This is a genomic window from Planctomicrobium stercoris (assembly GCF_051465655.1).
Taxonomy (GTDB): Bacteria; Planctomycetota; Planctomycetia; order Planctomycetales; family Planctomycetaceae; genus Planctomicrobium.
This window is the reverse complement of sequence record NZ_CP195791.1, coordinates 5,311,186-5,334,754: the sequence shown is the minus strand read 5'-3', so window position 1 is coordinate 5,334,754 and position 23,569 is coordinate 5,311,186. Positions and strand designations below refer to the sequence as shown.

The window sequence follows — 23,569 nt, the reverse complement described above, 5'->3', positions numbered from 1 at the left end:
TCGAAGCGAACGTTCCCGGAAGCTCAGAAGTTATGGGGACTCATCCGGAGGGAATGATCGCTGCAGACGTCTGGGCTGAATTCAACGCGAATCTCGTCTCCTTCAATCATCACCTGAATCGTTTCGGACGAGTGGTGTTTTGATGAATGGGCGATCGCGGCAGACTGGATTCGGCATTCGATTTCATCGCTGACCAGCTTCTTAATGATCCGTCCTCCTTCGCGGCCCCCAGAGCGTTCGTTGGACTCATGCCCTTTTCTTCCGATCCATGCGATCACCTCTGGTGTCATGGTGAGTTGTTGATGGCGTTTCTGCAGCCAGAGCCGTTCTGTTCTGCGGCAGACTCGCTGGGCGATGCCGATCATGGCTGCCTCATCCAGTGGGTTGAATACGACGATCCGCCCGATTCTCGCCAGGAACGCCGGAGGAAACACCGGCTGAGTGGAACGTTCGTGACGGACCTTGGAAAGGGCCTGTTTGACGTGCTCGGTGATCTCCTCGCTGCTCTTGCCGCTCCTGGTCATCTGGGCGATGTTCCGGTCACCGGCATTCGTGGTCAGAATGAAGATTGCGCGATCGGCGTAGGCTTTCACTCCTCGCTGGTCGACGATCCAGCCTTCATCGAACAGATTGAGGAACGGTTTCCAGACGTTAGGGTGCGCCTTCTCCGCTTCATCCAGCAGAATGACCGAGTAGGGATCGGCGTTGAGCTCATTGATCAGTCGGCCCCCATCTTCATAGCCCACGTACCCCGGCGGCACACCGATGATGCCGCTGACGCTGTGTGGCTCCGTGAAGTTGGCCATCGTGTAGGTCTGCAGCCGCCGGGATGAGGAGTACAGCTCGGCAATCCGCTTGGCCAGTTCCGTCTTGCCGACGCCGGTCATCCCGGCAAAGAGCATCACGCTGGCGGGTTTGCCAGGTTCGTTCAGACCCGCCTTGATCAGCTTGAGTTCCCGAGCGACTTCCCGAATGGCACGGTCCTGGCCGACGACGGCATCCATCAAGGCAGATTCCAGGTTTTCTTCCCGGGATTCTCCGGCAATCGTCTCGATTGGAATGCCGGTCCGTTGCGACAGGGCCTGGATCACGTCCCCCAGTTGAAGCTCTTCTACTTGATGGGCGAGCTGTGTCCGATTGAACTGCAGGTCCTCGCAGACCCGCTGCAGCATGCGGATCGACTTGGCCGGTTGCCGTTCACTGAGCAGGAAATTCGATGTCAGCACAATGGTTCGCTCGACCACCTCGGGAGAGATGATCAGCCCAAACTGTTTAGCCAGCAGCTGAGCCTGTTGCTGGACGATCTCCTGCACCGCGGATTCTCCCGGCTCCTCCAGATTGATCCGGGTGAATCTCTGGATCAGCTGAGGATCGGAAGAGAGCAGCTGGGCAAACTCCTCGGGGGAGACCGTGGCGATGATTCCCCCCTCCGCTTGCTCCAGCAGGTCCCGGAAGATGCTGCTGATCGCCTGGCGATTGTGTTGGAAGAGGTTTCCGAGGTTGTCCAGGCACCAGATGGTCTGCGGCTCCCGGACTGCGGCTGCCATCACCCCATCCAGAAACGCAGTGCCGTCCCCTGAGGGGATGCGACGGCAATCGACCGCGAGAAACCTCCGCTGGCCGAGATGGGGATGGTCCCCTAAAGTTGCCTGTCGGGCGAGTTCCTGCAGCAAGGTGGTTTTGCCCACCCCCGCATCCCCCACGATCAGGACATGCCGAGAGGACCTGAACAGCCCTCGCGACACGGTCTCGATCAACAGGGGATCGAATCGTCCCCCGCGCAGCGTCTGTTCCATCGCCGCCAACGTCAGATCCTGCACCGGCAGACCTCGGGCTGCCCGTAAGGGGGTCTCCACTGAGCAACATTCCGCATCGGTTCCGGGCATCCGCAGGTTCCGTTCACGTTCAAGACATTCGGGCCAATTACACTTCAATCTGGCCGGGCAAAATTCGCCAGGGAAGGGCCAGCCTGTTGCTTATGACTCAGGATCTCTCTCAAGCTCGATCAAAAGCTGATGAGTTCAGAGAAAAGGATAGGGGGTCGATGAGGTGCTGGATGTCGATGTGGTGGGCCTCGATGTGGTGGTTGTCGGTCCAGAAGTCGTTGTCGTCGGACCCCACGTGGTCGTTGTCGGACTCGAGGTCGTGGTCGTAGGCCCGGATGTCGTTGTCGTCGGACCGGAAGTGGTCGATGTGGGTTCCGAGGTGGTCGTCGTGGTTGTAGCGGCAGGAGTGGTGGTCGTCATTGTCGAAGTGGTCGTCGTAACGCAGGGAATGGAGGCACAGTTTTCCCCTTCGTACCAGATGGACGGAGGGATCTGGGAATCACAGGTCGCTTGCGTCACATTGTCCACGCAGGCTGGCGTTCCTTCCATGTCATAACAGCAGGCCCCTCGGGGCGCCGGTGTGGTGGATGTCGTGGATGTGGTCGACGTACTTGTGGATGTGCTGGTCGTCGTGGTAGAAGGGCACGTGAACGTTCCGCAGGCCAGATCCTGGTACCATGCCACCGGTGGGACTTGGGCCAGGCATTGGAGGAAGGTCAGGTTGTCGAGGCAGCCTCCAGCCCCTTCGGTATCGATGCAGCAGGCTCCCGTCGGATCGGGAGGCGGAGTCGTGCTGGTGGTGGTCGTCGTTTCGTTGGATCCCCCCAGTCCCCCTTCGCCTCCGGGACAGCATACGCAATTGCTGACATTGTCGGACCAGCATGCAAAGGTGAACACCGGGATCGGCCCCGAACAGTCTTTGCTGAAAACGTCGCACTCCAGCGGCAGGGTCGCACACGGGAGTGAAGCCGCCACCGTGATCACACAGGTCTCTTCGCAGGTGACCGTGATGCTGAACTCGTCCCCACAGTTGAACGTCCCCTGGCCTTTCCAGCGAACGGGAGAACTGGACTCCCGGATCATCAACACATCGTCATTGATATGACCTTCACACAGGCCGATCCCATTCAGGTGTAAATACCACTGCGAGGGAAACTTCTCGCAGCCCAGGCAGCATCCGCTGGGGTTCAGCATGTTGAACGTTCCTCATGAGCAGGAGATGGATGATCTGTGAAATTCGTCCACTGCGCCAGCGACTCAGTGATCACTTTGTCTTTCAATTAGAACAGCTGTTATCGCAGGGGGCACAAAATAGCGGCGTGGCGACCTTCATTAGAACAGCCCGCTCTGCGACGCGGGAACGAATCCCGAATTGCCACACCCCCTCTCAACCTTCAGCCCCGTTAGCCATGCTCATGCTGCTGGCGCGACATGAGCATGGCACCAGTTTCATCTATTAAACATGCCACCCAGCCAATTCTGATTCCCAAAGAACAAATCGTATTCACTTGACGTTCAGAACTGCTCGCAGAGCAGTGGCACCCAAATTGAGGGCTTCTCAATCCGTGCACCCCGGCATTGTCAAAAATGACAAACCCAAACGTAAAAATGTGGGTAACTTTGAGGTCAAGCCCCTACAGGCGTTACTTGCGCCCCTTTCGGATCGCATTGTTCTCTATATCTGATCTCCGAACATCTCCGAGATCGGTCGGCTGCAGGACCCAGAAGCGGTCTTCAACATAGGTTATGTCGTTTAATACTTTCTCAGAAGACGCTCTCTCGTCGTCGTCCATAAGCTTGAAGCAAACCGACACAGAATCACCAAACTCTGCAAATATCTCAGAAAGAAGCATGTTTGTGTCAACTGTGTTCAGCAGTTTTTTGCTGTGAAATTTAACGACAATCTCTTTTATATCATTCATGACCAAATCTACCAAATCAGTTCCCCTTGTGCACGATACCTGTCATTATGTCCAAGAATTCGTCAATAGCCATCTGAGCACATACACCACCCTTTGGATCCCAGTATTTAACAACATCAGCGGTTACTTCAGTGACAACTACGAAGTGCCCCTTTACACCGCCGAATCTCGCAATAAATTTTCCGCTTGAGCTGTACAATTTTAATATCGACGACTTGCTTAAACGGTTGACAAACCCACCGACCCAGCCCGGTTGGAATTTATTTATGTTCGCTGCAAGGTCCTGAGGTGTCAAACCACCGAAGAAGCCTGTCGCAAGATTAGATTGAAAAACGTCAATTCCAGCATCACCTAGGACATGCTGGCCACAAGCCATGCCACAAGCATTGTCTGTTAACTGACCACCTGCACTTGGCGAGCCGCTGCCAGCTGGTCCCCAATCCCTAACATGAACCTTCTGTCTTCCGAATTTCTTAAAGAACATCCATCCTGCAACGCCGAAATCAACTGCGATGACGCCAGTATCCAATGCAAAGACGATCCAGTCACTAAATAGGACCTCCACGTCCTCGGAGTGAGTTTTAAGCGGCTTTGGCGAAGGAGTGTCGCATGTCGAGGTAGTGATTATTATTCACCTCGAACCATTCGTACGCCTGGTCAATCAGTTCTTCCAAGGTCTGGCAGCGGTGGTTTCTCGTGATCGTCTCGTGCAGGTGCCACCAGACTCGTTCAATGGGATTCGACTGCGGAGCATACTTGGGAAGAAAATGGACTTCGATCCGGTGACTCCATTTCTGCAGATAGGCTTTCACCGCTTTCGAGTCATGAAATTTGGCGTTGTCACAGATGACATGGATCTTCCGGAAGCTCCTGAGTCGGAAACGCAGGTCGTCCAGATGGGCCAGGAACTGGACCGTGTTTCGTCGCCAGCAGGGACGACTCACCAGCAGTGTTCCCGTCCCCCAGATCAGCGAGCCTGCCACATGGCACTTCTGATTGTTCCCCGGCGTGACCACCTCGGCCTGCTGACCTTTCTTCATCCACATGCTGCCAATCTTGGGGTTCAAATTCAGGTCCACTTCATCCTGAAAGACGGCGACTTCGTTGTGGGAAAGATTCTTCAGAAGATGTTGGATTGCCTGAAATTTCTCAGCGTGCTGGGGATCAACCGGGCCGACCACTGGACGGGGGCGACGCCAGACCAAGCCCAGCCGATGCAGTCCCCGGCGGATCGTTTCTCCGCTCAATCGCAGGCCGGTTTCAAACGCCAGCAGGTGAGCGAGCGTTTCACAGGACCAGCGGGAGCGGAAATATCCAAAATCCCGGGGAGTGGACTGAGTGACCCACCGCAGGACCTGTGTCATCCAGACTGGAAAGGAACGCTGCGGAGACGGTTTTTGCAGAACAGCAGCGACTCCCCCTTGCGTGAACAATTTCAACGTGGTCGAAATCAGGTCGAAGCTGCAAAACAGCACGGTTTTGATCTGCTGCCAGGTCAGGCCTTGGGCCCGGAGCAGAACAATATGAGCCCGTCGAGAAGTGGAGAGATCGGCTCCAGAGCGATAGGCCTGCAAAAGCATCTTGCGTTCCTGAGCTGTGAGCTGGATACTGCCATCCATGGCTTGACTCCTCGAAAGGGAAGTGGTGGTACACCTCCCCAACGTAGACCAAGCCTGTTTTTGTTCCTACACCAATCGAAAACGACGCTCCGGAAACGATGTGGAGCTATTTAGCTTCTTTGTCTCCCGTAACCCAGTCCAACGTCTGATTAGTGTAATCTCTGTGTTGAACTCCGCCATTGTGCTCATTTACTGCGCCTGCTGAAATATCAACTCCGCGAACATAAGTCCACAATCCAGCGCCTATCAAGAGCACCGGTATGGCTAGTCCTCCCTGTCGTGACTCAAGATCGCGGTCTCAACACGAACTCTTCTCCATAAAACATTCAGCATGGTTGCAAGTCATCAGAGCACGACGCGTAAGCGAGTGTCCCGCTCCAAATTGGGAGCGGGACACCAATTCCATGGAAACTGCAAAGTAAATTGCCAGAGAACAGTCAAACCTTATTGGTAGATTTTGAGCTCAAACTCAGCGAATTCAACTCAAGCTCTCTCTCCGCTACGCGCTCGACCGGGGCTTCCTTCGCTACGCTACGTCCAGCCTCGGCCACCCTGCCGTAATTTCATTTAGTACCACTATCTAGTTTTGAACGTATTGATTCTGCCAGAACAATCGCCTCTGGAAGTGGTTGCCAATTAGGATCGAGTTCTTCGTGAGGCAGTGGACTTCTAACAGATCGCTCATGGTCTTTTGAACAACTTTCAAAAACCATGTAATTTGCTTGAGCCTCAGATATTCGAAGCCCCTGGTTTGCAGAACTCGTTCGATCGCCTTTGTTCTCTAAAACGTCATCCTCCCAGAAGCAGATTGGACACACGTCCCAATCGCAACGGGCATCTAGGGTTTTATGGCCGCAAATTGGACATGTATATTTCATTACAGGTTCTCCAGTACGTCTATGTGTTGTTTAAGTGCCTCAAGAAATGAGTTGTATCCATCTTTTGCTTTGTAAAATGTAATGATTGTTCTTTCTTTGGAGCTTACGATCAATATCCAGTTCGTATCGTAATCATACTTGAAGAGAATGTTTCCGACTTTAGCTTCAACTATATTTCCGCATTTTCTTGCAAATTCAATTGCAGCGTCTGTGTACTGTTTTAGCGTGCTGAATCCCATTTCGGCGCCATGCTTTTCGAAATGGATGCTACCTTTTCCTTTTCGCCAACCTTTCAAAATCAACGAGCTCAATTCATTGCCAATGTTCGAAAGTGCTCCATATGGAAGACCAAACCCATTGTCATTCAGCGGCGGCATTGGTCCCTTGGGCAAGTCATCCGGGGTCGGTATGACCGCAGGGCATGTTGGTGGATTCTTCGAACATGTCGGAGGCGGAAAATCTTCCGGTGTGTCTTTGTTCCCCAGTCTTTTTCGAATGGCGTCGATCAATTCTTCCAGCTTCTTCAGGATCGCACTGATCGCCCGACTCTGGGTTGTGCAGGTCTTCAACTGCGCTTTGAGCCATTCATAGACTCGATTCAGAATGGCAAGAATTTCTCGGAGCCATTTGGCAGGCAAAATAGGAACAATTCCCGCAAGCGCCGTGACGACGCGGTCAACTGTGCTCAGTGTTTCTCCGGTAATCAGGTTTTGTCCGGTAATCGCCTCCTGCCAATCTTTCAGATCGCCCAGCAATGGAGCCAAGCTGGCTGCCCAGTCGAATGCACACTTCACAGCTGATTGACCGACCTGGCTCGCGGAATTGGCCGCGGAAATAGCCTGATCAATTGAATTTGCAATTTGATTGGCAAGCCCTTTCGCTTTTTCAGCACGTTGAATCGCTTCGTCCAGCTTCTTTGATTCCGGATCGTAGGCCGGTACGAATCCTTTCGGATTATTCAACTGATTCATGAGGTCTGTTTTGCTGCCACACACGTTCTGGCTGGGACCGAATAGCCATTCGCACCAAGTGTCCGCCATGCCACTCGGATCAGTGCCGCGCATCGGATTGTTCCCGACATAGCGATACAGATTCTCATCACCAGCGTCGAACCCGAGGGGGGGAGGGTTCCCCAGCCGAGGACGGACAGGTCCCCCCACTGGTCGGCAGTCAGCGTTTCCCAGCTGTCGCCGTCGGTGCGGCGTTCGCTGATGAGCTGGTTGGTGGGATCGTACACAAACAGCCGCAGGTCGCTGTCTTCGCGGGCTTCGCTCAGGCGGTTGCCGACGGGGTCGTATGTGTACGTGAACCGGGAGAGAACATCATCGTTCTCCTGCAGGTTCGCGACCGACAGCAATCAAAGCTACTCACGAATTGCCAAAAAACGCTTTCGAATGACCAGTATCGCTCGACGCTGGGTTTCGCTAAATCGCTCAACCCAGCCTACGTCACTGACCCGCCTCGTCGAAGGCTACCAACTCGCCCAATCACCACCAAAATGTGGGTAAGGGCAAACTCACAGAGCAGTGGCACCCAAGTTCAGGGCCTCTCAACCCGGGCACCCGGCATTAACTTAAGAAGAAGCTGTTATGCGAATTGTCAAAGAACAGGTTCGTAAAATGAAAAATCAGCACCATGGTAAAGCTACGTCACTTCTTTCCATGCAACCCAAAAGTAATCTCTGTCAATATGTGGTGCAATAACAGAAAACACATCTTCTCGCAAGATGAATACCTCATCCCAAAAGAGTGGGTTATCTTGAATGAATTTATTCGAGAACAATACCGTCTTGGAGCTAAAATTCCCAAAGGTCTCGCCATCAGCATATGAGCCAAAATTTGGTCGTATTCTCTTTTTGTCACCTAGGTGGCTACGCATCTTGTATATTGTTGGGAAGTTGATAGCTTTGAATTTACCAATTGATTTTCTTAATTCTGGGCTATCAGGAAATTGCTCTAAGCCTTGATCTGGGTCGATTGGACCTGGGCGGCTCCATGAAACATCACTACCTAGTGCAGGCATCGGTAGGTCAACGATTTTCGAAAAGCAGACATCTCTGAGTTGCACCTTCGTGATTTGCAACAATCGATTGGCAATGTGCTCTGCGACAACCAGATCCACTGTGCTTGGCGCCCAAACATCTGGCACGAATGTGCCACTTCGTAACACACTCAAACATTCCGTTCCATTTGAAGTGGGATCTTGCTCGGATTGAGGTTTATCTAATTGTGACAGTCGCGTTCTATCTGTAGTTCCGTGAAAAACCATACTATGCATCCATGTGGTGCGATACTGATGGTCAAAGAACGACCGAGATGGCGTTATAAAAAACACGTTCATGTGCGGTATTTTCAATTTGACTGGGTATTGCCACGGCGGATCTAATGTCCACCACTACCAAGCGTGTTTACTAATTGTCTGGTTTGTTGCCAGCAGTAACTGACGCAACTAAATAGGACCTCCACGTCCTCGGAGTGAGTTTTAAGCGGCTTTGGCGAAGGAGTGTCGCATGTCGAGGTAGTGATTATTATTCACCTCGAACCATTCGTACGCCTGGTCAATCAGTTCTTCCAAGGTCTGGCAGCGGTGGTTTCTCGTGATCGTCTCGTGCAGGTGCCACCAGACTCGTTCAATGGGATTCGACTGCGGAGCATACTTGGGAAGAAAATGGACTTCGATCCGGTGACTCCATTTCTGCAGATAGGCTTTCACCGCTTTCGAGTCATGAAATTTGGCGTTGTCACAGATGACATGGATCTTCCGGAAGCTCCTGAGTCGGAAACGCAGGTCGTCCAGATGGGCCAGGAACTGGACCGTGTTTCGTCGCCAGCAGGGACGACTCACCAGCAGTGTTCCCGTCCCCCAGATCAGCGAGCCTGCCACATGGCACTTCTGATTGTTCCCCGGCGTGACCACCTCGGCCTGCTGACCTTTCTTCATCCACATGCTGCCAATCTTGGGGTTCAAATTCAGGTCCACTTCATCCTGAAAGACGGCGACTTCGTTGTGGGAAAGATTCTTCAGAAGATGTTGGATTGCCTGAAATTTCTCAGCGTGCTGGGGATCAACCGGGCCGACCACTGGACGGGGGCGACGCCAGACCAAGCCCAGCCGATGCAGTCCCCGGCGGATCGTTTCTCCGCTCAATCGCAGGCCGGTTTCAAACGCCAGCAGGTGAGCGAGCGTTTCACAGGACCAGCGGGAGCGGAAATATCCAAAATCCCGGGGAGTGGACTGAGTGACCCACCGCAGGACCTGTGTCATCCAGACTGGAAAGGAACGCTGCGGAGACGGTTTTTGCAGAACAGCAGCGACTCCCCCTTGCGTGAACAATTTCAACGTGGTCGAAATCAGGTCGAAGCTGCAAAACAGCACGGTTTTGATCTGCTGCCAGGTCAGGCCTTGGGCCCGGAGCAGAACAATATGAGCCCGTCGAGAAGTGGAGAGATCGGCTCCAGAGCGATAGGCCTGCAAAAGCATCTTGCGTTCCTGAGCTGTGAGCTGGATACTGCCATCCATGGCTTGACTCCTCGAAAGGGAAGTGGTGGTACACCTCCCCAACGTAGACCAAGCCTGTTTTTGTTCCTACACCAATCGAAAACGACGCTCCGGAAACGATGTGGAGCTATTTAGTTCGGAAAACATAGCCCTCAGTGCAGCGTCCATTTCGATTGCACGATTGTACAGTAGTTCGTTCGCATGCACGAGTCGAGAAAGGAGTTTGCAGATGACTCCATCAGGGTCTGTCTCTTCGATTGCGCACATTTCTTCTTTTCCAAAGAGAACCCGACGTGCGTCTTCAAAACGTTCATCCATTAGCGCTTTCAAAGCTTCGCGATATAGTCGCTGAATTTCTTCGTCACCAAGGCTTGTTGCCGGAGTGAAAGCCTGGCATGTATCAGCGGCAGCGCCTGCAGCGCCAAGCAATGCCATTAAGATTCCTACGGCTTTGAGAAGCTTTGCAAACTTTGCGGCTTTGTCAGCAGGAGAAAAATTCACCCACTTAAGATAGTTATCTACTGCCTGTGTACCTTTTTTCAAATATTTGTGATATTGTGACTTTTCTCCTGTCATTCGTCTAACAGCCCGTTGAATTTCCTTTCTTCGCTTGACAGGTCTGGTAGATTGCCGGTGGTTCGGATTTCAGGCATTCAGGGAGGGTGACCGATGGCGTTGGGGAAGCGGGAGGAGTCGCAGCAGCAGGAGTTCTGGACTCCGACAGCGAATCTCTCCAAAGGGCCGGGGCATGTCTTTTATGACAAGCTCAATCAGGTGCTGGCCAAGGCGGGATTCGACAAGGTTCTCGAGGACCTCTGCTCGCCTTATTACGCCAGCACGGGTCGCATGTCGATCCCCCCGGGCGTCTATTTCCGCATGCTGCTGGTCGGGTACTTTGAAGGGATCGACTCCCAAAGTGGCATCGCCTGGCGCTGCGAAGATTCTCTCTCGCTGCGAAGGTTTCTCGGCATTCCGCTGGGGAAAGAGACCCCCGATCACAGCAGCCTGACCCGCATCCGTGATCGGTTGCCGCTGGAGATTCACCAGCAGGTGTTCCAGCAGGTGCTCAGCATCATCGATGAACACGGCCTGATGAAACTCAAAGCGACCGGTGTCGACTCCACGTTGCTGGAAGCCAACGCCGCCATGAAGACAATCGTGAGTAAGGACTCGGGTGAAGACTGGAAGGAGTTCCTCAAACGCCTGATGCAGGAGGAAGGGCTGATCGAAGAAGATGATGATCCCAGCGACGACGACCTGCGCAAGTTCGACAAAACCCGTCATCAGCAGGGGAAGAAGAAGGTCTCCAATGCCGACTGGGAATCGTCGTCAGACCCCGATTCCCGCATCGTGAAAATGAAAGATGGCCGCACTCATCTGGGCTATAAGGCTGAGCATGTGATCGACCTGGAGAACGAGTTCATCCTCTCCGCCACGGTGTGTCATGGAACGGACAGTGATGCCAGTACGCTCATCGAAAGTGTGGTGAATGCCCAGCAGAACGTGATTCTCGCTGGCAGTCCGGAAGAGATTGAAGAGGTCGCTGCCGACAAGGGGTATCACAAGAACGAGACGATCACGCAGGCCACGCAGCTGGGACTGCGAACGTACATCCCGGAGCCGAACTCACAACATCATCGCACGTGGACCGACAAGCCGGAGGAGGTCCAACAGGCAGTGCTCAACAACCGCCAGCGCATGAGTCGATCCAAGGGAAAGGACCTGCAGCGTCAACGCAGCGAGAAGGTCGAACGCAGCTTCGCCCATGTGTGTGAAACCGGCGGAGCGAGGCGAACGTGGCTGCGAGGATTGGAGAAGATCAACAAGCGTTACCTGATCGTGACAGCAGCAAGAAACCTGGGCCTGCTCATGCTCAAAGCATTCGGCATCGGCAAACCCAGAGGATTGCAAAGCGGACAGAGGGCACTGCTGGCACTCTGGGGAACCTGCACGCTGCTCTGGGCCGCCCTGAGAAACCGCCTGCGATCGCTCCAGGCAAGGACAGCTCATCCGATGGCGTTCCGAGACATCAACTGGCAATTGACCCCACAGCGACCACGTACACCCCGGAAACTCCAAATCATACCAACTTCAACGGGCTGCTAAGAGGTTCCGGACAAAACTAATGTTGGCATGGTTTGAAAATTTTGGGAAGGTCTGGTTTTTCCCGTTCACGGAGGAACTGATATGGCCACCCGATTGCTGAGTGATGACTTGTGGGACGAGATCGAGCCGTTCTTTCCGACTTACGAGTTCTCTGTCAAAGGCGGCCGACCGCCAGCGGAGAACAGGACCGTCTTCACCTGCATTCTGTTCGTGCTCAAGACCGGCATCGCCTGGGAGGACCTGCCCTTGGAACTGGGGTGTTCCTACAAGACCTGCTATCGACGTCTCAAGCTGTGGATCGACCTGGGAGTCTTTCAGGACATTCATCGCCACCTCCTCACCGTGCTGAACGCAGCCGGGCGTCTGGAACTGGCGGACGTGCTCGTCGATGCCGGATTGATCAAGGCCCCGTTGGGAGGACAAAAACCGGACCGAATCCGACGGATCGTGGTCGCTGCGGCAGCAAGTCTCACCTGATGACCACTCACAATGGGATTCCGCTGGCGAACATCCTGACGGCCGCCAATGTTCATGATCTGAAACAACTTCTGCCACTGGTGTTTCTGAGGTACCCGAAGATTGGTGGCAAGCGGGGACGCCCCCTGGATTGCCCACGGAGTGTGACCGCCGACAAAGGCTACGACTGCCAGGCAACTCGGGACCTGCTGGGACTGGCTGGCATTGAGACCTTCATTCCCAAACGAGGTCAGCGGCAGGACTCGTCTCTGGGTGCGACCCGCTGGCCGATTGAACGGACCATCAGCTGGCTCAAACAATTCCGCAGGTTGCGGATTCGCTGGGACAGGCTGGAGGAAGTGCACCAAGCGTTCCATGACATCGCCAACTCACTCATCACCTGGAGATATCTCATCGCTGAATAGGTTTTGTCCGGACGCCCTAAGTTGCCCTTGGACAGCACGTCGAGTGATTGGCAATCCTTTTTGTTTTCTTGCCAGATACCAGCTGTTCCAATCTGAGTTCCATGGCCCATGCAACTTGCGATGATCGTCTTCGTCCATCATCCACCCCCATTGGGGTTCGTGGATTTCTAATGGTTTGAAGCCAGCTTCTATAAAAATCGATTCGCGAGCTTGCGGCAACAAGTGGTGCCATTGTGGTCCTTCTCCGCTCGGATCTACTGCGTTGGTCGGATTGTTGTTTACATACCGATACAAATCCTCGTCTCCCGAGTCGAAACTCAACGGGTCTTCTGCATCAAACCTCGCAATTTCGGAAGTCAGCGGACGTCTTCGGAGGAGGTAGTGGCCGTCTGCATCCCTATAATATCCAAGTTCCCCGACATAGGTGAATTTATTTTCCGTTGTCCCGGTGTGAAAGAGTTCTTTTCCGAACGCTTCATAAGCATACTCATCCGTCTTTGTAGCCGATTCATCGGTCAGCGATTCGGTGCTGCCTAACAGCCCGTTGAAGTTGGCATGATTTGGAGTTTCCGGGGTGTACGTGGTCGCTGTGGGTTCAATTGCCAGTTGATGTCTCGGAACGCCATCGGATGAGCTGTCCTTGCCTGGAGCGATCGCAGGCAGCTTCTCAGAGCGGCCCAGAGCAGCGTGCAGGTTCCCCAGAGTGCCAGAATGGCCCGGATTCCGCCTTGCAGACCTCTGGGTTTGCCGATGCCGAATGCTTTGAGCATGAGCAGACCCAGGTTCCTCGCAGCGGTCACGATCAGGTAACGCTTGTTGATCTTCTCGAGTCCTCGCAGCCACGTTCGCCTCGCTCCGCCGGTTTCGCACACATGGGCGAAGCTGCGTTCCACCTTCTCGCTGCGTTGACGCTGCAGGTTCTTCCCTTTGGCTCGACTCATCCGTTGACGATTATTGAGCACTGCCTGCTGCACTTCCTCCGGCTTGTCCGTCCACGTACGATTGTGTTGTGAATTGGGCTCGGGAATGTACGTTCGCAGTCCCAGCTGCGTGGCCTGCGTGATCGTCTCGTTCTTGTGATACCCCTTGTCGGCAGCAACCTCTTCAATCTCTTCCGGACTGCCAGCGAGAATCACGTTCTGCTGGGCATTCACCACGCTTTCGATGAGCGTGCCGGCATCACTGTTCGTCCCATGACACACCGTGGCGGAGAGGATGAACTCATTCTCCAGGTCGATCACATGCTCAGCCTTATAGCCCAGATGAGTGCGGCCATCTTTCATTTTCACGATGCGGGAATCGGGGTCTGACGACGATTCCCAGTCGGCATTGGAGACCTTCTTCTTCCCCTGCTGATGACGGGTTTTGTCGAACTTGCGCAGGTCGTCGTCGCTGGGATCATCATCTTCTTCGATCAGCCCTTCCTCCTGCATCAGGCGTTTGAGGAACTCCTTCCAGTCTTCACCCGAGTCCTTACGGACGATCGTCTTCATGGCGGCGTTGGCCTCCAGCAACGTGGAGTCGACACCGGTTGATTTCAGCTTGAGAAGTCCATGCTCATCGATGATGCTGAGCACCAGCTGGAACACCTGCTGGTGAATCTCCAGCGGCAACCGATCCCGAATGCGTGTCAGGCTGCTGTGGTCCGGGGTCTCTTTCCCCATCGGAATGCCCAGGAACCTTCGCAGCGAGAGAGAATCTTCGCAGCGCCAGGCGATGCCACGCTGGGAGTCGATCCCTTCAAAGTACCCGACCAGCAGCATGCGGAAGTACACACCCGGGGGAATCGACATGCGACCCGTGCTGGCGTAATAAGGCGAGCAGAGGGCCTCGAGAGCCTTGTCGAATCCCGCCTTGGCCAGCACCAGATTGAGCTTGTCATAAAAGACATGCCCCGGCCCTTTGGAGAGATTCGCTGTCGGAGTCCAGAACTCCTGCTGCTGCGACTCCTCCCGCTTCCCCAACGCCATCGGTCACCCTCCCTGAATGCCTGAAATCCGAACCACCGGCAATCTACCAGACCTGTCAAGCGAAGAAAGGAAATTCAACGGGCTGTTAGAAGGCTCGCTGCAGGAATTTGCAGCGAGCCTTCTCTCCTCTGGTGGTCTGCCGTCATCGGACTTCTGCCAGGGAGACGAGGCTTCGCTCGCTTGGCGTTGCTCTCTGTGCGCAATGCATCTCTCGCATTGTCACTCTTTGCAACCTTCAGGGGTTGGCAAGCGGAGGCTGCTCGGTCTGGGGATTACTGAGCTGATCGAGCCTTTTTTCCACGTCTTCCCTGGTTCCACAACTGCGTTCGTTGTGAGGATCGTCCAGAGCCAGCAACTGCTGCACCTGCTGGCGAGACAGCTGCTGCTGTGAGCCGGGGAGTTTGAAATCATTTTCAATCAGTTCCGCCACAAGGGCGCGAATTGAGCCGCGGTCTTCCCGGAAGTGATCGCCTCCCGGGCCTCCTTGGTCAAATTTCGGCAGCAGTTCCGGAAATGCTGTCAGAAACTGGATCAGGTCCTGGATGTCTTCCACATTCAACCTGTACCAGAACTGCTGGTGTCCGAGCATCGTCCCCCTCAGGTTCAACAGCTTCTGAGTGTAGATTTCACGAACCCAGTCGGATGTCTGGTCATTGGCCGCGATGGCAGCGAGAATGCCAAAGCGCCGGGGATTCTGCTCCAGATAATCGATTCGAGGGGGAGCGTCCCAGTGCGGCGGGAGTCTATCGCGATCAAACTGGCTGAGGTACTCAATCGCCTGTGCCGAATGACCGCTGAGGAGCAGGCTGCGGAATTTCGAAGCACGCTGTTGCTCCGGCTGCGTGAAACCGCATGCGATGAGCATCGCTGCGAATCCACACCCGACCGCAGCCCACGGCCCTTTCCGGACGGCTGCAGATGGAGGAGTCCACTCCGGGCCGGTTCCTGTTCGGCGTGTACCGAACATCAAAGCCACCAGTCCGAAAAACCAGATGAGCCACGTTGTTGCTCCCAGAAGTATCACGATAAGTCGGGCTCCGTTGATGATCTCTGACGATTCGGACACCCGAATTCCCCCCATGAACTGAATGATCGGAATCGGGATGAGGATCATCACCGCCAAAGCCAGCGAGTCGGCTAGAAGCATCACCGGGAAAAGAGCCCGAAAGAATGCGAGGCCATACAGAACTTGAACCACGCGCGTGATCAGCAGCACACGCCATGTTGCCACCAAAGCCAGGAAGATCAAATTCCAGCGTGTCGCATCGGGAGGAGAGAGGAACCGCTCCACAGGAATGGCATAAATGATTGCCATCGGAGCTGTCATCCAGAAGCAGGTCAGCAGTCGTCGAAATTGAAACCCGTTCGGAATTGAGCAGCTGCGGACATCCGGAATTGATTTCAAAAAGAGGAAGAGGAACGCGGTCAGCAACGTGGAGGCCAGTAACGGGACCAGCAGCCAGCCGGGATAACGCAGCAGGTCCGCCTGGTCATAATCCCGGAATAACCCGGCCAGGATCACCGAGGAGAGTGCCAGCCATGTCGCTGCCGGGGCGTTGGCCACCCGCTGAATTGCGGCTCGATTCCCGATCAGAAACAGGCCGAGAGTTCCCAGCGTGACATCCTGTAAGTCAGGACGTGGAGTCCCGCCTGAATCGTGGATGTCGCTTCCAGATGTCGTTGCGGATTCGTTTGCGTCGACGCGATGCGGCTGGCCCATAGACATGCGTGATACTTTCCTTGAAAGCCTGCTCCAGCTCCTCCACGGTCAGTTGATCGGGCTGGTAGGTCAATTCAAAAAGAGAATAATAGGACCAACCTCTGTGCGACAAGAGGCGACCTGACTGCCTGAGTCGTTCCCGCAAAGCTGTGCCCGGAAATGGAGTTTGCAAGGTCAGTTGAACTTCTGCAAACGGGGCCTCGAGCAGGAAATCCGTCAGACGATCAATCGAAGCGAGTGTTTCTCCTTCGGCCCCGAGAATGAAGCAGGCATTCACAGCCACTCCGGATTCCTGAATCGCCTCCACAGAATCGAGAAGACGTTGCAGTTCAGCCTGCTTGGTTCCCATTCCCGGGTAGCGAAAGACCATCGACTCCATGCCGATCAGGACCTGCACGCATCCGGAAGTCGCCAGGCCTTGCAGGACGTCCGGTCTCTCTCCAATTCTCCAGTCACTCTCCGTGAACCAGCGGGCCCCTGAAATCCGAAACGCGTCCAGCAGTTCGTCAGCGGGTCGGCATCCCGCGAACGTGTTGTCATCGGCCAACTCAATCAGCGGTGATTCGCATAACTGACAGATGGCGCGGAGTTCTTCGCGAATTTGCTGGACGGGCTTTTCACGGAAGCGTTCCAGAAGTCGACTCGCGGCGCAAAAGTCGCAGGCAAATGGGCAGCCACGCTGTGTCTGCAGCGTGAATCGAGCAACGTTTTCGAGCAGATCGAGACGTGGAAGAGCCCATTCCGTTTCGGGGAGTGCTCGTGAGGCACGATAGAGCGGATTCAGAGAACCGGTTTCCACATCGGAGAGGAGCTTTCTCCAGACAGGTTCGCCTGACCCTACAACCACCGCATCGGCGTGTCGGGTTGCTTCCTGTGAGCAGGCTGTGACGCGCAAACCTCCAAGGACCGTTTGGAACTGGCGGATTCGCAACTGGTCGCTGAGCCAATAGGCCTCCTGAATTGAGGCGGTGAGCGCGGAAATGGCGACGAGGTCCGGCCGTTCGTCCTCGATCTGTGCGATGAGCTTTTCGTCAACGCTGACGGGAGCGCGATAGGAACAGGTCCAATGTTCAGGGAGCATTCCAGCTAAGGTGAGAAGGCCCAGCGCAGGGAGCTCAGCGAGTGCCCGTGCTCGATCATGAAATCCGGGCAATGTCATTCCGTACTCGAGCAGTTCCTGCTCGTGGATTCGGAATCCAGCCAGCGAAATGAATGCAACGTGTGGCATGGTGTAGCGACTGCTGATGAAGCCCAAGATGCGCCGCTGTGATCATTGCTGAAAGTGTTCGAGGTGCGGAAGCCCTTTCCTTCGAATATTGCCCCAGAACTCCAGAACCGATTTCAGCGGTCGTCGGCCATGAGGAGGTGGCGAGCCGAGAAGACAAACAACTGCCATGGGGTGAAACGATCGACAGTCGCGGGCTCAACCAGCAGGTTCCGGAAAAGTGATTTCTCCGGATGCTCCGAATGACTGTGCGCAAAAAAACGTTCTCCCCAAGCAGGAAGAACGTTTCGGGTCACGTCTTGGAACTGAAACTGATGAATCAAAATGCGAGAGACAGGACTTGAACCTGCACACCTTTCGGTACTGGAACCTAAATCCAGCGCGTCTGCCAGTTTCGCCACTCTCGCGGACAGTGAAAACACTGTGGGATCGATTTCTCCGGCTTGATGAGGGTGGCTGTTGAGCCCTCGTGCTGGCTGCAAGGTCGGGAAACCTGTGTCAAGAATGGAGTTCGATCAGCGTTCGTGGCCCTGACTCTGTTCCATGCGGTCATCGTTCTTGCAAGACGATAGCGCTGGAATCAGGGGTGACTGCTGTGGAGATCCACGTCGACACGCCAAGTATCTTGATGAATGCAGTCACTTGCAAGCGGGTTGTGGGGGGATTCGGTGATTGTCGCTGGGGAGGGCGGATGATGGGCGTTGCGAGCTGAATTTCAGGAACGGTTCCGGAACTCCCGAGGGGAGAGGCCGGTCTCCCGCTTGAAAGCGACGGAAAGATATTCAACGTGCGTGAAGCCAGCCAGGTCCGCGATCTCCGCGAGCGAGAGCTCGGTTTCGGAAAGAAGTTGTCGGACCCGATCGATCCGGAGTCGAATCAGTTCTTCATGCGGCGTTCTGCCGAGGATCTTTCGGAAACGGCTTTCGAGGGCTCGTCGCGACAGGGGGACGGCATCCAGGACATCGCTGACGTTGATTCCCTGGCACGCTCTTGCCCGGATGAATCGCAGTGCAGCAGCCACGTGCGGATCGTCGATGGCCAGAATATCGGTCGACTGACGAGTCTGCACTCCCAGCGGCCGGACTCGATGGGCCTCGGGGGGAACACTTTCTCCGGACATCATTCGGTCCAGAAGTTCCGCTGCCAGGTAGCCGGTGTGGTGTGCATTGGGGATGACGCTGGAGAGTGGGGGAGTCGCAAGATCGCAGAGGAGCCGATCGTTATCGACTCCCAGCACCGCCATTTCTTCGGGGACGGAGATATTCAGTTCGCGGCAGATATCCAGCAGCAGCTGAGCACGGATGTCGTAGCAGGCGAAGATTCCCACCGGGCGGGGCAGCTTTTGCAGCCATTTGGCCAATTGCTTCTTTTCATGGCTCCAGGATGTTCCCGGACCGTGGGCGGGGGAAGTGGAGTGCGTGTGACAGGTGTACCCGTGTTGGCGGACTGCTGCGACAAAGTGTTGCTCGCGCCAGACGGACCAGTTGAAGCTCGCGTCTCCACAGAATGCGAGATTTCGGAATCCCCGCTCGAGCAGATGCTGCGCAGCCATGCCGGCGATCACAGAGTCATCAGTTTCTGCCCAGGGGATTCCTTCGATGAGCCGGGCGGCACTGACGTCAACGACAGGCAGACCGGTCTGTTTGACGATGTTCGCGATCTCCTGCGTTTCGATGCGGGCGATGATGCCGTCGCCGCGCCACTGGGAGAGCCAGGCAGGAGCGTCTGCGCGACGGCCCTGTTCAGGCAGGTAAACCGACCATGGATGATGCTCGCGAATGTAGCGGATGATTCCTTCGACGAGCCCGCGTGCGTAGCCATTCGATGTTTCGATCAGCAGTGCGACTTCGCGTTGCTTCATGTGCGTAAAAAATCATTTTCGGGTGATGGCGGAGTCTGCTCCTGCTCCCTTTCAAAGAGACTATCGCATATTTGTCGGGATGCGGACAGTAGATCGTGCACTTGGGGGGAGTGAAAAAACTCATGTGTATTGCGCGGAAGTTCATGGAACAGGTTTTCAGAGAGGCTGTAATATGACAGCCTCTTCCTGCTGCCCGGTCGATCTGAAGGAACTTTCTCGTGCGCTCCACCCCTCTGGCTGAACCGACTTCCAAAGCATCCTTCAACTCGAACAGAGTCAATGTGGCGATGGTCGGTCTTGGCTTTGGTGCGGAGTTCATTCCGATTTATCAGGCCCACCCGCAGGCACATGTTCACGCGATCTGCCGACGGAATGAGAAGGAACTTCATGCGACCGGAGATCAGTTCGGAATCGACAGGCGGTACACGTCCTATGACGACGTGTTGAGTGATCCGAAGGTCGATGCGGTGCACATTAACAGTCCGATTCCCGATCACGCCTGGATGTCGCTCAAGGCGCTTGATGCGGGCAAGCATGTCATGTGCACTGTCCCGATGGCGACGACCATTGAGGAATGCCGTCAGATCGTTGAGAAGGTTCGGGAGACCGGCCTGAAATACATGATGGCTGAAACCGTGGTTTACAGTCGCGAATTTCTGTTCGTCAAAGAGATGTATGAACGAGGTGAGTTCGGCAAGCTTCAGCATCTGGCGGCGTCACACCCGCAAGATATGGATGGCTGGCCGGAGTACTGGAAAGACATGATTCCCATGTACTACGCCACCCACGTGGTGAGTCCCTGTCTGGGTCTGGTGAATGGGCTGGCGGAATCTGTGAGTTGCTTCGGTTCGGGGACGGTCCGGGAAGAGATTGCCCGCCGGTCCGGGAGCCGCTTCGCTGTGGAGTCGTGTCATATCAGGATCAAGGACAGTGATCTGGTCGCGCATGTCTGGCGATGCCTGTATGACGTCGCCCGGCAATACCGCGAGAGCTTCGACGTCTACGGGACCCAGCAGAGTTTCGAGTGGACGCTGGTGGAAGGAAAATCGCACGTCCTGCACACCGCCAAGAAGCCCGAGCCGGAGATCGCTCAGCCGATCGAAGTTCCGGACTACGCTCATCTGCTCCCCGAATCGATCCAGAAGTTCACACTGCCTCAGGAAATTCACGATGCTGAACATCTTTCCTTCCTGCAGGGGGGCGGGCATGGCGGTTCCCACCCGCATCTGGTTCACGAGTTCCTCAGCGCGTTGATCGAAGATCGTGACCCATGGCCGAATGCTGTGCAGTCGGCCAACTGGACCTGCGTCGGGATCTGTGCCCATCAGTCCGCGATGCAGGGGGGAGCGATTGTCGCATTGCCGGAGTTTACCCTGATCTGAAGTTGCTAGACCAGTTTGGTCTATCATGTGCAGGCGATTCAGGATTTTCACCGCATGAAAGTCCTTATTATCGCCTGCGGAACGTAATAGATTATTTGCAAAACCGCTCTAGCGGTTTGAAGATCGAAGGGACCGGTTCGCCCTCGTTCTGCTTGTTGTTGCAATTTCGATTGGATAGTGTGTCATTCGCATCCCGCAGGTGCGGGAGTGAATCCTCTTTTGTCTGGGACCTGCGAATGGCTGTCACTTCTTATCAGGGGACATGGCTGCAACGCTGGCTTGTGCGGCTGTTTACGCTGCTGTTCGCGCTGTTGATTTATTGGCTGCTTGGTTTTCTGCTGAACGATATCTCGACTCTTCCCGGGCCGGATTATTCAGAGTTGGAAAAGTCGATGTTGGACCCGCAGCTTCAAGCCCGGTCCACGCAACTGTCAGAACAGCAGGCGACGTTAAATCAACGGCTTGGGACGGAGCAGTCGCGCCAGCAGATCTTGCGAGATAGCACAGAGAACGCCCAGACAACGATGAACCAGCTCCTGCAGTTCCAAAGGCTCAGCCTCGAGAAGGAGGTCAAGCCGACCGAACAGGAACAGCAGGCCCTGGCTGAGAGTCAGCGAATTTTTCTTTCCAATCAGCAGCAGTATCAGGAACTGACGAAGCAGATTGGAGAAATTCAGTCCGAATTGCGGGTCAATGCGGAAGAACAGAAGTCGTTGGAAAATGAGATGAGACTCGCGACGCAGCCGATTCGTGAAGAGTTTCACCGAAGGTCGCAGCGTCACGCCCTCTGGCTGGCCGCGATTCAACTGGCGATCCTGATTCCGCTTCTCCTCATTGCCCTGGGACTCTTCTTCACCCGGCGTTCAAGTCCGTTTATCCCCATGTATATCGCGTTCGCGATCGCAGTGGGATTAAAAGTGCTGTTTGTGATGCATCAATACTTTCCGGCGAGACCATTTAAATACATTCTTCTGCTCACGAGTCTAGCAGTAGTGACTCGCGCGCTTCTGAGTCTGATTAAAGCGATCAAGCGGCCGGCACCGCAGTTCCTGTTAAAGCAATGCCGTGAAGCTTATGAAGTGTTTTTGTGTCCGATTTGCAGCTATCCCATCCGCCGTGGACCTTTGAAATATCTGTTCTGGACGCGACGTTCGATCAAGAAGATGCAAGGGGCCGTGCCGCTGTCTGTCGAAGCGGAAACGCCGTATTGCTGTCCTTCGTGCAGCACGCAGCTCTACGAAGAATGTGATGCCTGTCATCAGGTTCGGCATTCCTTGTTGCCCAGCTGCGAGCACTGTGGGAAAACGACGCAGCCTGCAGATGTTCTCAATGTCGACGCCCCGTGAGAAGGGTCGTGGGTTTGCCGCACTCGGAGAGTGCGGCGTACAGGGCTTCGCACTCTCCGAGTGCGTGATCATGCTGGAGACAGGCTGATCGGGTTGACGCTTTTCGTAGCGCTGGTAGTCTCCGGGGTATGGAAATCAATCCCATTGGAGAAGTGAACATGTTGAGTGTCCGCACCCTGTTTTGCCGCGTGTTGTTCCCTGGTCTGATGCTGGCTGCGATGGCAGTCCCAGCGTGGGCGCAGGTTGAGAAGTTCAAAGTGACAGGGAAGGACATCACTTACGAGCACGACGGGTTGCCAATGAAAGGCTATCTCGCGCTGGATGAATCCATTTCGGCGCTTCGTCCCGGCATTCTGATTGTGCATGAATGGTGGGGGCTGAACGACTACGCCAAGACACGTGCCGACCAGCTCGCGAAGATGGGATATATCGCTTTCGCACTGGATATGTACGGCGAAGGGAAAGTGACAGAGCATCCCACGCAGGCGACTCAATGGTCCGGCGTCGTCCGTTCAAACACGGAAAAGTGGAGATCCCGTGCGCTGGCAGGCCTGGACGTTCTGAAGAAGCAACCCGGAGTCGATCCTGAGAAACTGGCAGCGATCGGTTATTGCTTTGGCGGTTCGACCGTGCTGCAGATGGCATATGCCGATGCTCCTTTGAAAGGGGTGGTCAGTTTTCATGGAGCACTGAGCCCCCCGAATCTGGAGACGCCCGTGAACCCGCAGGTGCTGGTCTGTACCGGAGGAGCGGACACGTTTGTTCCGGCAGCTCAGGTCGATGCGTTTGCATTTGGCATGGAGCAGGCCAAAGCGAAGTACACGATCATGGTCTTTGGCGGGGCACGACACGGATTCACCAATCCGGACGCAGCCCGCTACGGTATTGAAAACATCGCCTACGATGCCGATGCTGATCGCCGCTCCTGGGCGAACATGCAGCTCTTCTTCAAGGAACTCTTTGAAGCCGAGCAGAAGAAGGACTAGAGCGGTTTTGCCAATAATCTATTACGTTCCGCAGGCGATAATATGGACTTTCATGCGGTGAAAATCCTGGATCGCCTGCACATGATAGACCAAACTGGTCTAGCCCCTGTCTCAGCGGAGTGTGGCGGCGATTCGGGGAGATTTGTCGTTCGAAAGCTGTGTTTATCGCCGCCGGAACACCACACTTTCGTGAGATTCGCGATAGCGGTCCGTTGACATCCCGAGGAATCTTCTCGGAAGACGTTATTGTGATCTTCAACGAGCTGCTGATCGCGAGCTGACAAGTGAATTCGTAATCGATATCCATCTCCCCGGAGCTGCTCCGGGGCGTCACTCGAAGTTGAGTATT

21 protein-coding genes and 1 tRNA gene are annotated in these 23,569 nt (G+C 54.9%); 7 read left to right on the top strand and 15 right to left on the bottom strand.

Annotation, left to right across the window (positions count from 1 at the left end):
* Positions 1–23: 23 nt before the first annotated feature.
* Positions 24–1,856, bottom strand: coding sequence for an AAA family ATPase (locus SH661x_RS21630; RefSeq protein ID WP_437225948.1), 1,833 nt, complete (start codon positions 1,854–1,856; stop codon positions 24–26).
* 193 nt (positions 1,857–2,049) lie between these two features.
* On the opposite strand from SH661x_RS21630, the gene SH661x_RS21625 reads away from it, so the two are divergent.
* Complete coding sequence (locus SH661x_RS21625) at positions 2,050–2,382, top strand: hypothetical protein (protein WP_437225946.1); 333 nt, start codon at positions 2,050–2,052, stop codon at positions 2,380–2,382.
* Between the two features lie 27 nt (positions 2,383–2,409).
* Entirely contained in the window at positions 2,410–2,931 is a 522-nt protein-coding gene (locus SH661x_RS21620) for a hypothetical protein (protein ID WP_437225944.1), read from the top strand.
* Between the two features lie 833 nt (positions 2,932–3,764).
* Here the strand turns inward: SH661x_RS21620 and SH661x_RS21615 are convergent.
* The 8 genes from SH661x_RS21615 to SH661x_RS21580 all read right to left on the bottom strand — a co-directional run bounded on the left by SH661x_RS21615 (position 3,765) and on the right by SH661x_RS21580 (position 10,319).
* Positions 3,765–4,277, bottom strand: a complete 513-nt coding sequence (locus SH661x_RS21615) for a hypothetical protein (RefSeq protein WP_437225942.1) — start codon at positions 4,275–4,277, stop codon at positions 3,765–3,767.
* A 52-nt stretch (positions 4,278–4,329) separates the two neighbouring features.
* Positions 4,330–5,367, bottom strand: a complete 1,038-nt coding sequence (locus SH661x_RS21610; RefSeq protein WP_437221960.1) for an IS630 family transposase — start codon at positions 5,365–5,367, stop codon at positions 4,330–4,332.
* A 563-nt stretch (positions 5,368–5,930) separates the two neighbouring features.
* Positions 5,931–6,245, bottom strand: a complete 315-nt coding sequence (locus tag SH661x_RS21605; RefSeq protein WP_437225940.1) for a CPCC family cysteine-rich protein — start codon at positions 6,243–6,245, stop codon at positions 5,931–5,933.
* A complete protein-coding gene (locus SH661x_RS21600) occupies positions 6,245–7,216 on the bottom strand; it encodes a pre-toxin TG domain-containing protein (RefSeq protein ID WP_437225938.1) in 972 nt (323 codons plus the stop codon). Before SH661x_RS21600 ends, SH661x_RS21605 begins: the two co-directional genes overlap by 1 nt.
* On the bottom strand, positions 7,213–7,602 hold the full coding sequence (locus SH661x_RS21595) for a hypothetical protein (protein WP_437225936.1): 390 nt from the start codon (positions 7,600–7,602) through the stop codon (positions 7,213–7,215). Before SH661x_RS21595 ends, SH661x_RS21600 begins: the two co-directional genes overlap by 4 nt.
* A gap of 287 nt (positions 7,603–7,889) precedes the next feature.
* Positions 7,890–8,585 carry a hypothetical protein gene (locus tag SH661x_RS21590; protein ID WP_437225934.1) on the bottom strand — a complete coding sequence of 232 codons (696 nt, stop codon included), beginning with the start codon at positions 8,583–8,585 and terminating at the stop codon, positions 7,890–7,892.
* A gap of 141 nt (positions 8,586–8,726) precedes the next feature.
* Positions 8,727–9,764, bottom strand: coding sequence for an IS630 family transposase (locus tag SH661x_RS21585; RefSeq protein WP_437221960.1), 1,038 nt, complete (start codon positions 9,762–9,764; stop codon positions 8,727–8,729).
* A gap of 66 nt (positions 9,765–9,830) precedes the next feature.
* Entirely contained in the window at positions 9,831–10,319 is a 489-nt protein-coding gene (locus SH661x_RS21580; RefSeq protein ID WP_437225932.1) for a hypothetical protein, read from the bottom strand.
* Positions 10,320–10,412: 93 nt separating this feature from the next.
* On the opposite strand from SH661x_RS21580, the gene SH661x_RS21575 reads away from it, so the two are divergent.
* Both SH661x_RS21575 and SH661x_RS21570 read left to right on the top strand, forming a co-directional pair.
* A complete protein-coding gene (locus tag SH661x_RS21575) occupies positions 10,413–11,849 on the top strand; it encodes a transposase (RefSeq protein WP_437225930.1) in 1,437 nt (478 codons plus the stop codon).
* Between the two features lie 81 nt (positions 11,850–11,930).
* Positions 11,931–12,730 (top strand): IS5 family transposase gene (locus SH661x_RS21570; protein WP_437221910.1). Its coding sequence is split into 2 segments (ribosomal slippage): positions 11,931–12,270 and positions 12,270–12,730, totalling 801 coding nucleotides; the frame shifts between segments, so codons are not numbered across the junction.
* Here SH661x_RS21570 and SH661x_RS21565 read toward each other — a convergent pair.
* The 6 genes from SH661x_RS21565 to SH661x_RS21540 form a co-directional block, all read right to left on the bottom strand.
* Entirely contained in the window at positions 12,695–13,249 is a 555-nt protein-coding gene (locus tag SH661x_RS21565) for an RHS repeat-associated core domain-containing protein (protein ID WP_437231234.1), read from the bottom strand. The two genes, SH661x_RS21570 and SH661x_RS21565, sit on opposite strands and share 36 nt — an antisense overlap.
* A gap of 14 nt (positions 13,250–13,263) precedes the next feature.
* The gene (locus SH661x_RS21560; protein ID WP_437225928.1) at positions 13,264–14,700 is read right to left on the bottom strand and encodes a transposase; all 1,437 of its coding nucleotides are present in this window, start codon (positions 14,698–14,700) and stop codon (positions 13,264–13,266) included.
* Between the two features lie 235 nt (positions 14,701–14,935).
* Positions 14,936–16,426 carry a hypothetical protein gene (locus tag SH661x_RS21555; RefSeq protein WP_437225926.1) on the bottom strand — a complete coding sequence of 497 codons (1,491 nt, stop codon included), beginning with the start codon at positions 16,424–16,426 and terminating at the stop codon, positions 14,936–14,938.
* Positions 16,332–17,648 carry a B12-binding domain-containing radical SAM protein gene (locus tag SH661x_RS21550; protein WP_437225924.1) on the bottom strand — a complete coding sequence of 439 codons (1,317 nt, stop codon included), beginning with the start codon at positions 17,646–17,648 and terminating at the stop codon, positions 16,332–16,334. The genes SH661x_RS21555 and SH661x_RS21550 overlap by 95 nt, the downstream gene beginning before the upstream one ends.
* A gap of 322 nt (positions 17,649–17,970) precedes the next feature.
* A tRNA-Leu gene (locus tag SH661x_RS21545) sits at positions 17,971–18,052 on the bottom strand.
* 308 nt (positions 18,053–18,360) lie between these two features.
* Positions 18,361–19,506: a substrate-binding domain-containing protein gene (locus tag SH661x_RS21540; RefSeq protein WP_437225922.1), complete on the bottom strand. Its 1,146-nt coding sequence runs from the start codon at positions 19,504–19,506 to the stop codon at positions 18,361–18,363.
* Between the two features lie 287 nt (positions 19,507–19,793).
* On the opposite strand from SH661x_RS21540, the gene SH661x_RS21535 reads away from it, so the two are divergent.
* The 3 genes from SH661x_RS21535 (at position 19,794) to SH661x_RS21525 (ending at position 23,220) form a co-directional block, all read left to right on the top strand.
* The gene (locus tag SH661x_RS21535; RefSeq protein ID WP_437231233.1) at positions 19,794–20,888 is read left to right on the top strand and encodes a Gfo/Idh/MocA family protein; all 1,095 of its coding nucleotides are present in this window, start codon (positions 19,794–19,796) and stop codon (positions 20,886–20,888) included.
* Between the two features lie 236 nt (positions 20,889–21,124).
* Positions 21,125–22,234, top strand: a complete 1,110-nt coding sequence (locus tag SH661x_RS21530; protein WP_437225920.1) for a hypothetical protein — start codon at positions 21,125–21,127, stop codon at positions 22,232–22,234.
* Positions 22,235–22,392: 158 nt separating this feature from the next.
* A complete protein-coding gene (locus SH661x_RS21525; protein ID WP_437225918.1) occupies positions 22,393–23,220 on the top strand; it encodes a dienelactone hydrolase family protein in 828 nt (275 codons plus the stop codon).
* Positions 23,221–23,569 lie beyond the last annotated feature (349 nt).

Excerpts from the sequence above, each read along its gene's own strand:
- SH661x_RS21535 (WP_437231233.1), top strand. The coding sequence starts at position 19,794 with ATGGTCGGTCTTGGCTTTGGTGCGGAGTTCATTCCGATTTATCAGGCC.
- SH661x_RS21605 (WP_437225940.1), bottom strand. The coding sequence starts at position 6,245 with ATGAAATATACATGTCCAATTTGCGGCCATAAAACCCTAGATGCCCGT.
- SH661x_RS21560 (WP_437225928.1), bottom strand. The coding sequence starts at position 14,700 with ATGGCGTTGGGGAAGCGGGAGGAGTCGCAGCAGCAGGAGTTCTGGACT.
- SH661x_RS21575 (WP_437225930.1), top strand. The coding sequence starts at position 10,413 with ATGGCGTTGGGGAAGCGGGAGGAGTCGCAGCAGCAGGAGTTCTGGACT.
- SH661x_RS21590 (WP_437225934.1), bottom strand. The coding sequence starts at position 8,585 with ATGAACGTGTTTTTTATAACGCCATCTCGGTCGTTCTTTGACCATCAG.
- SH661x_RS21525 (WP_437225918.1), top strand. The coding sequence starts at position 22,393 with ATGTTGAGTGTCCGCACCCTGTTTTGCCGCGTGTTGTTCCCTGGTCTG.
- SH661x_RS21610 (WP_437221960.1), bottom strand. The coding sequence starts at position 5,367 with ATGGATGGCAGTATCCAGCTCACAGCTCAGGAACGCAAGATGCTTTTG.
- SH661x_RS21585 (WP_437221960.1), bottom strand. The coding sequence starts at position 9,764 with ATGGATGGCAGTATCCAGCTCACAGCTCAGGAACGCAAGATGCTTTTG.
- SH661x_RS21550 (WP_437225924.1), bottom strand. The coding sequence starts at position 17,648 with ATGCCACACGTTGCATTCATTTCGCTGGCTGGATTCCGAATCCACGAG.
- SH661x_RS21580 (WP_437225932.1), bottom strand. The coding sequence starts at position 10,319 with ATGACAGGAGAAAAGTCACAATATCACAAATATTTGAAAAAAGGTACA.
- SH661x_RS21600 (WP_437225938.1), bottom strand. The coding sequence starts at position 7,216 with ATGAATCAGTTGAATAATCCGAAAGGATTCGTACCGGCCTACGATCCG.
- SH661x_RS21530 (WP_437225920.1), top strand. The coding sequence starts at position 21,125 with ATGGCTGTCACTTCTTATCAGGGGACATGGCTGCAACGCTGGCTTGTG.
- SH661x_RS21555 (WP_437225926.1), bottom strand. The coding sequence starts at position 16,426 with ATGTCTATGGGCCAGCCGCATCGCGTCGACGCAAACGAATCCGCAACG.
- SH661x_RS21540 (WP_437225922.1), bottom strand. The coding sequence starts at position 19,506 with ATGAAGCAACGCGAAGTCGCACTGCTGATCGAAACATCGAATGGCTAC.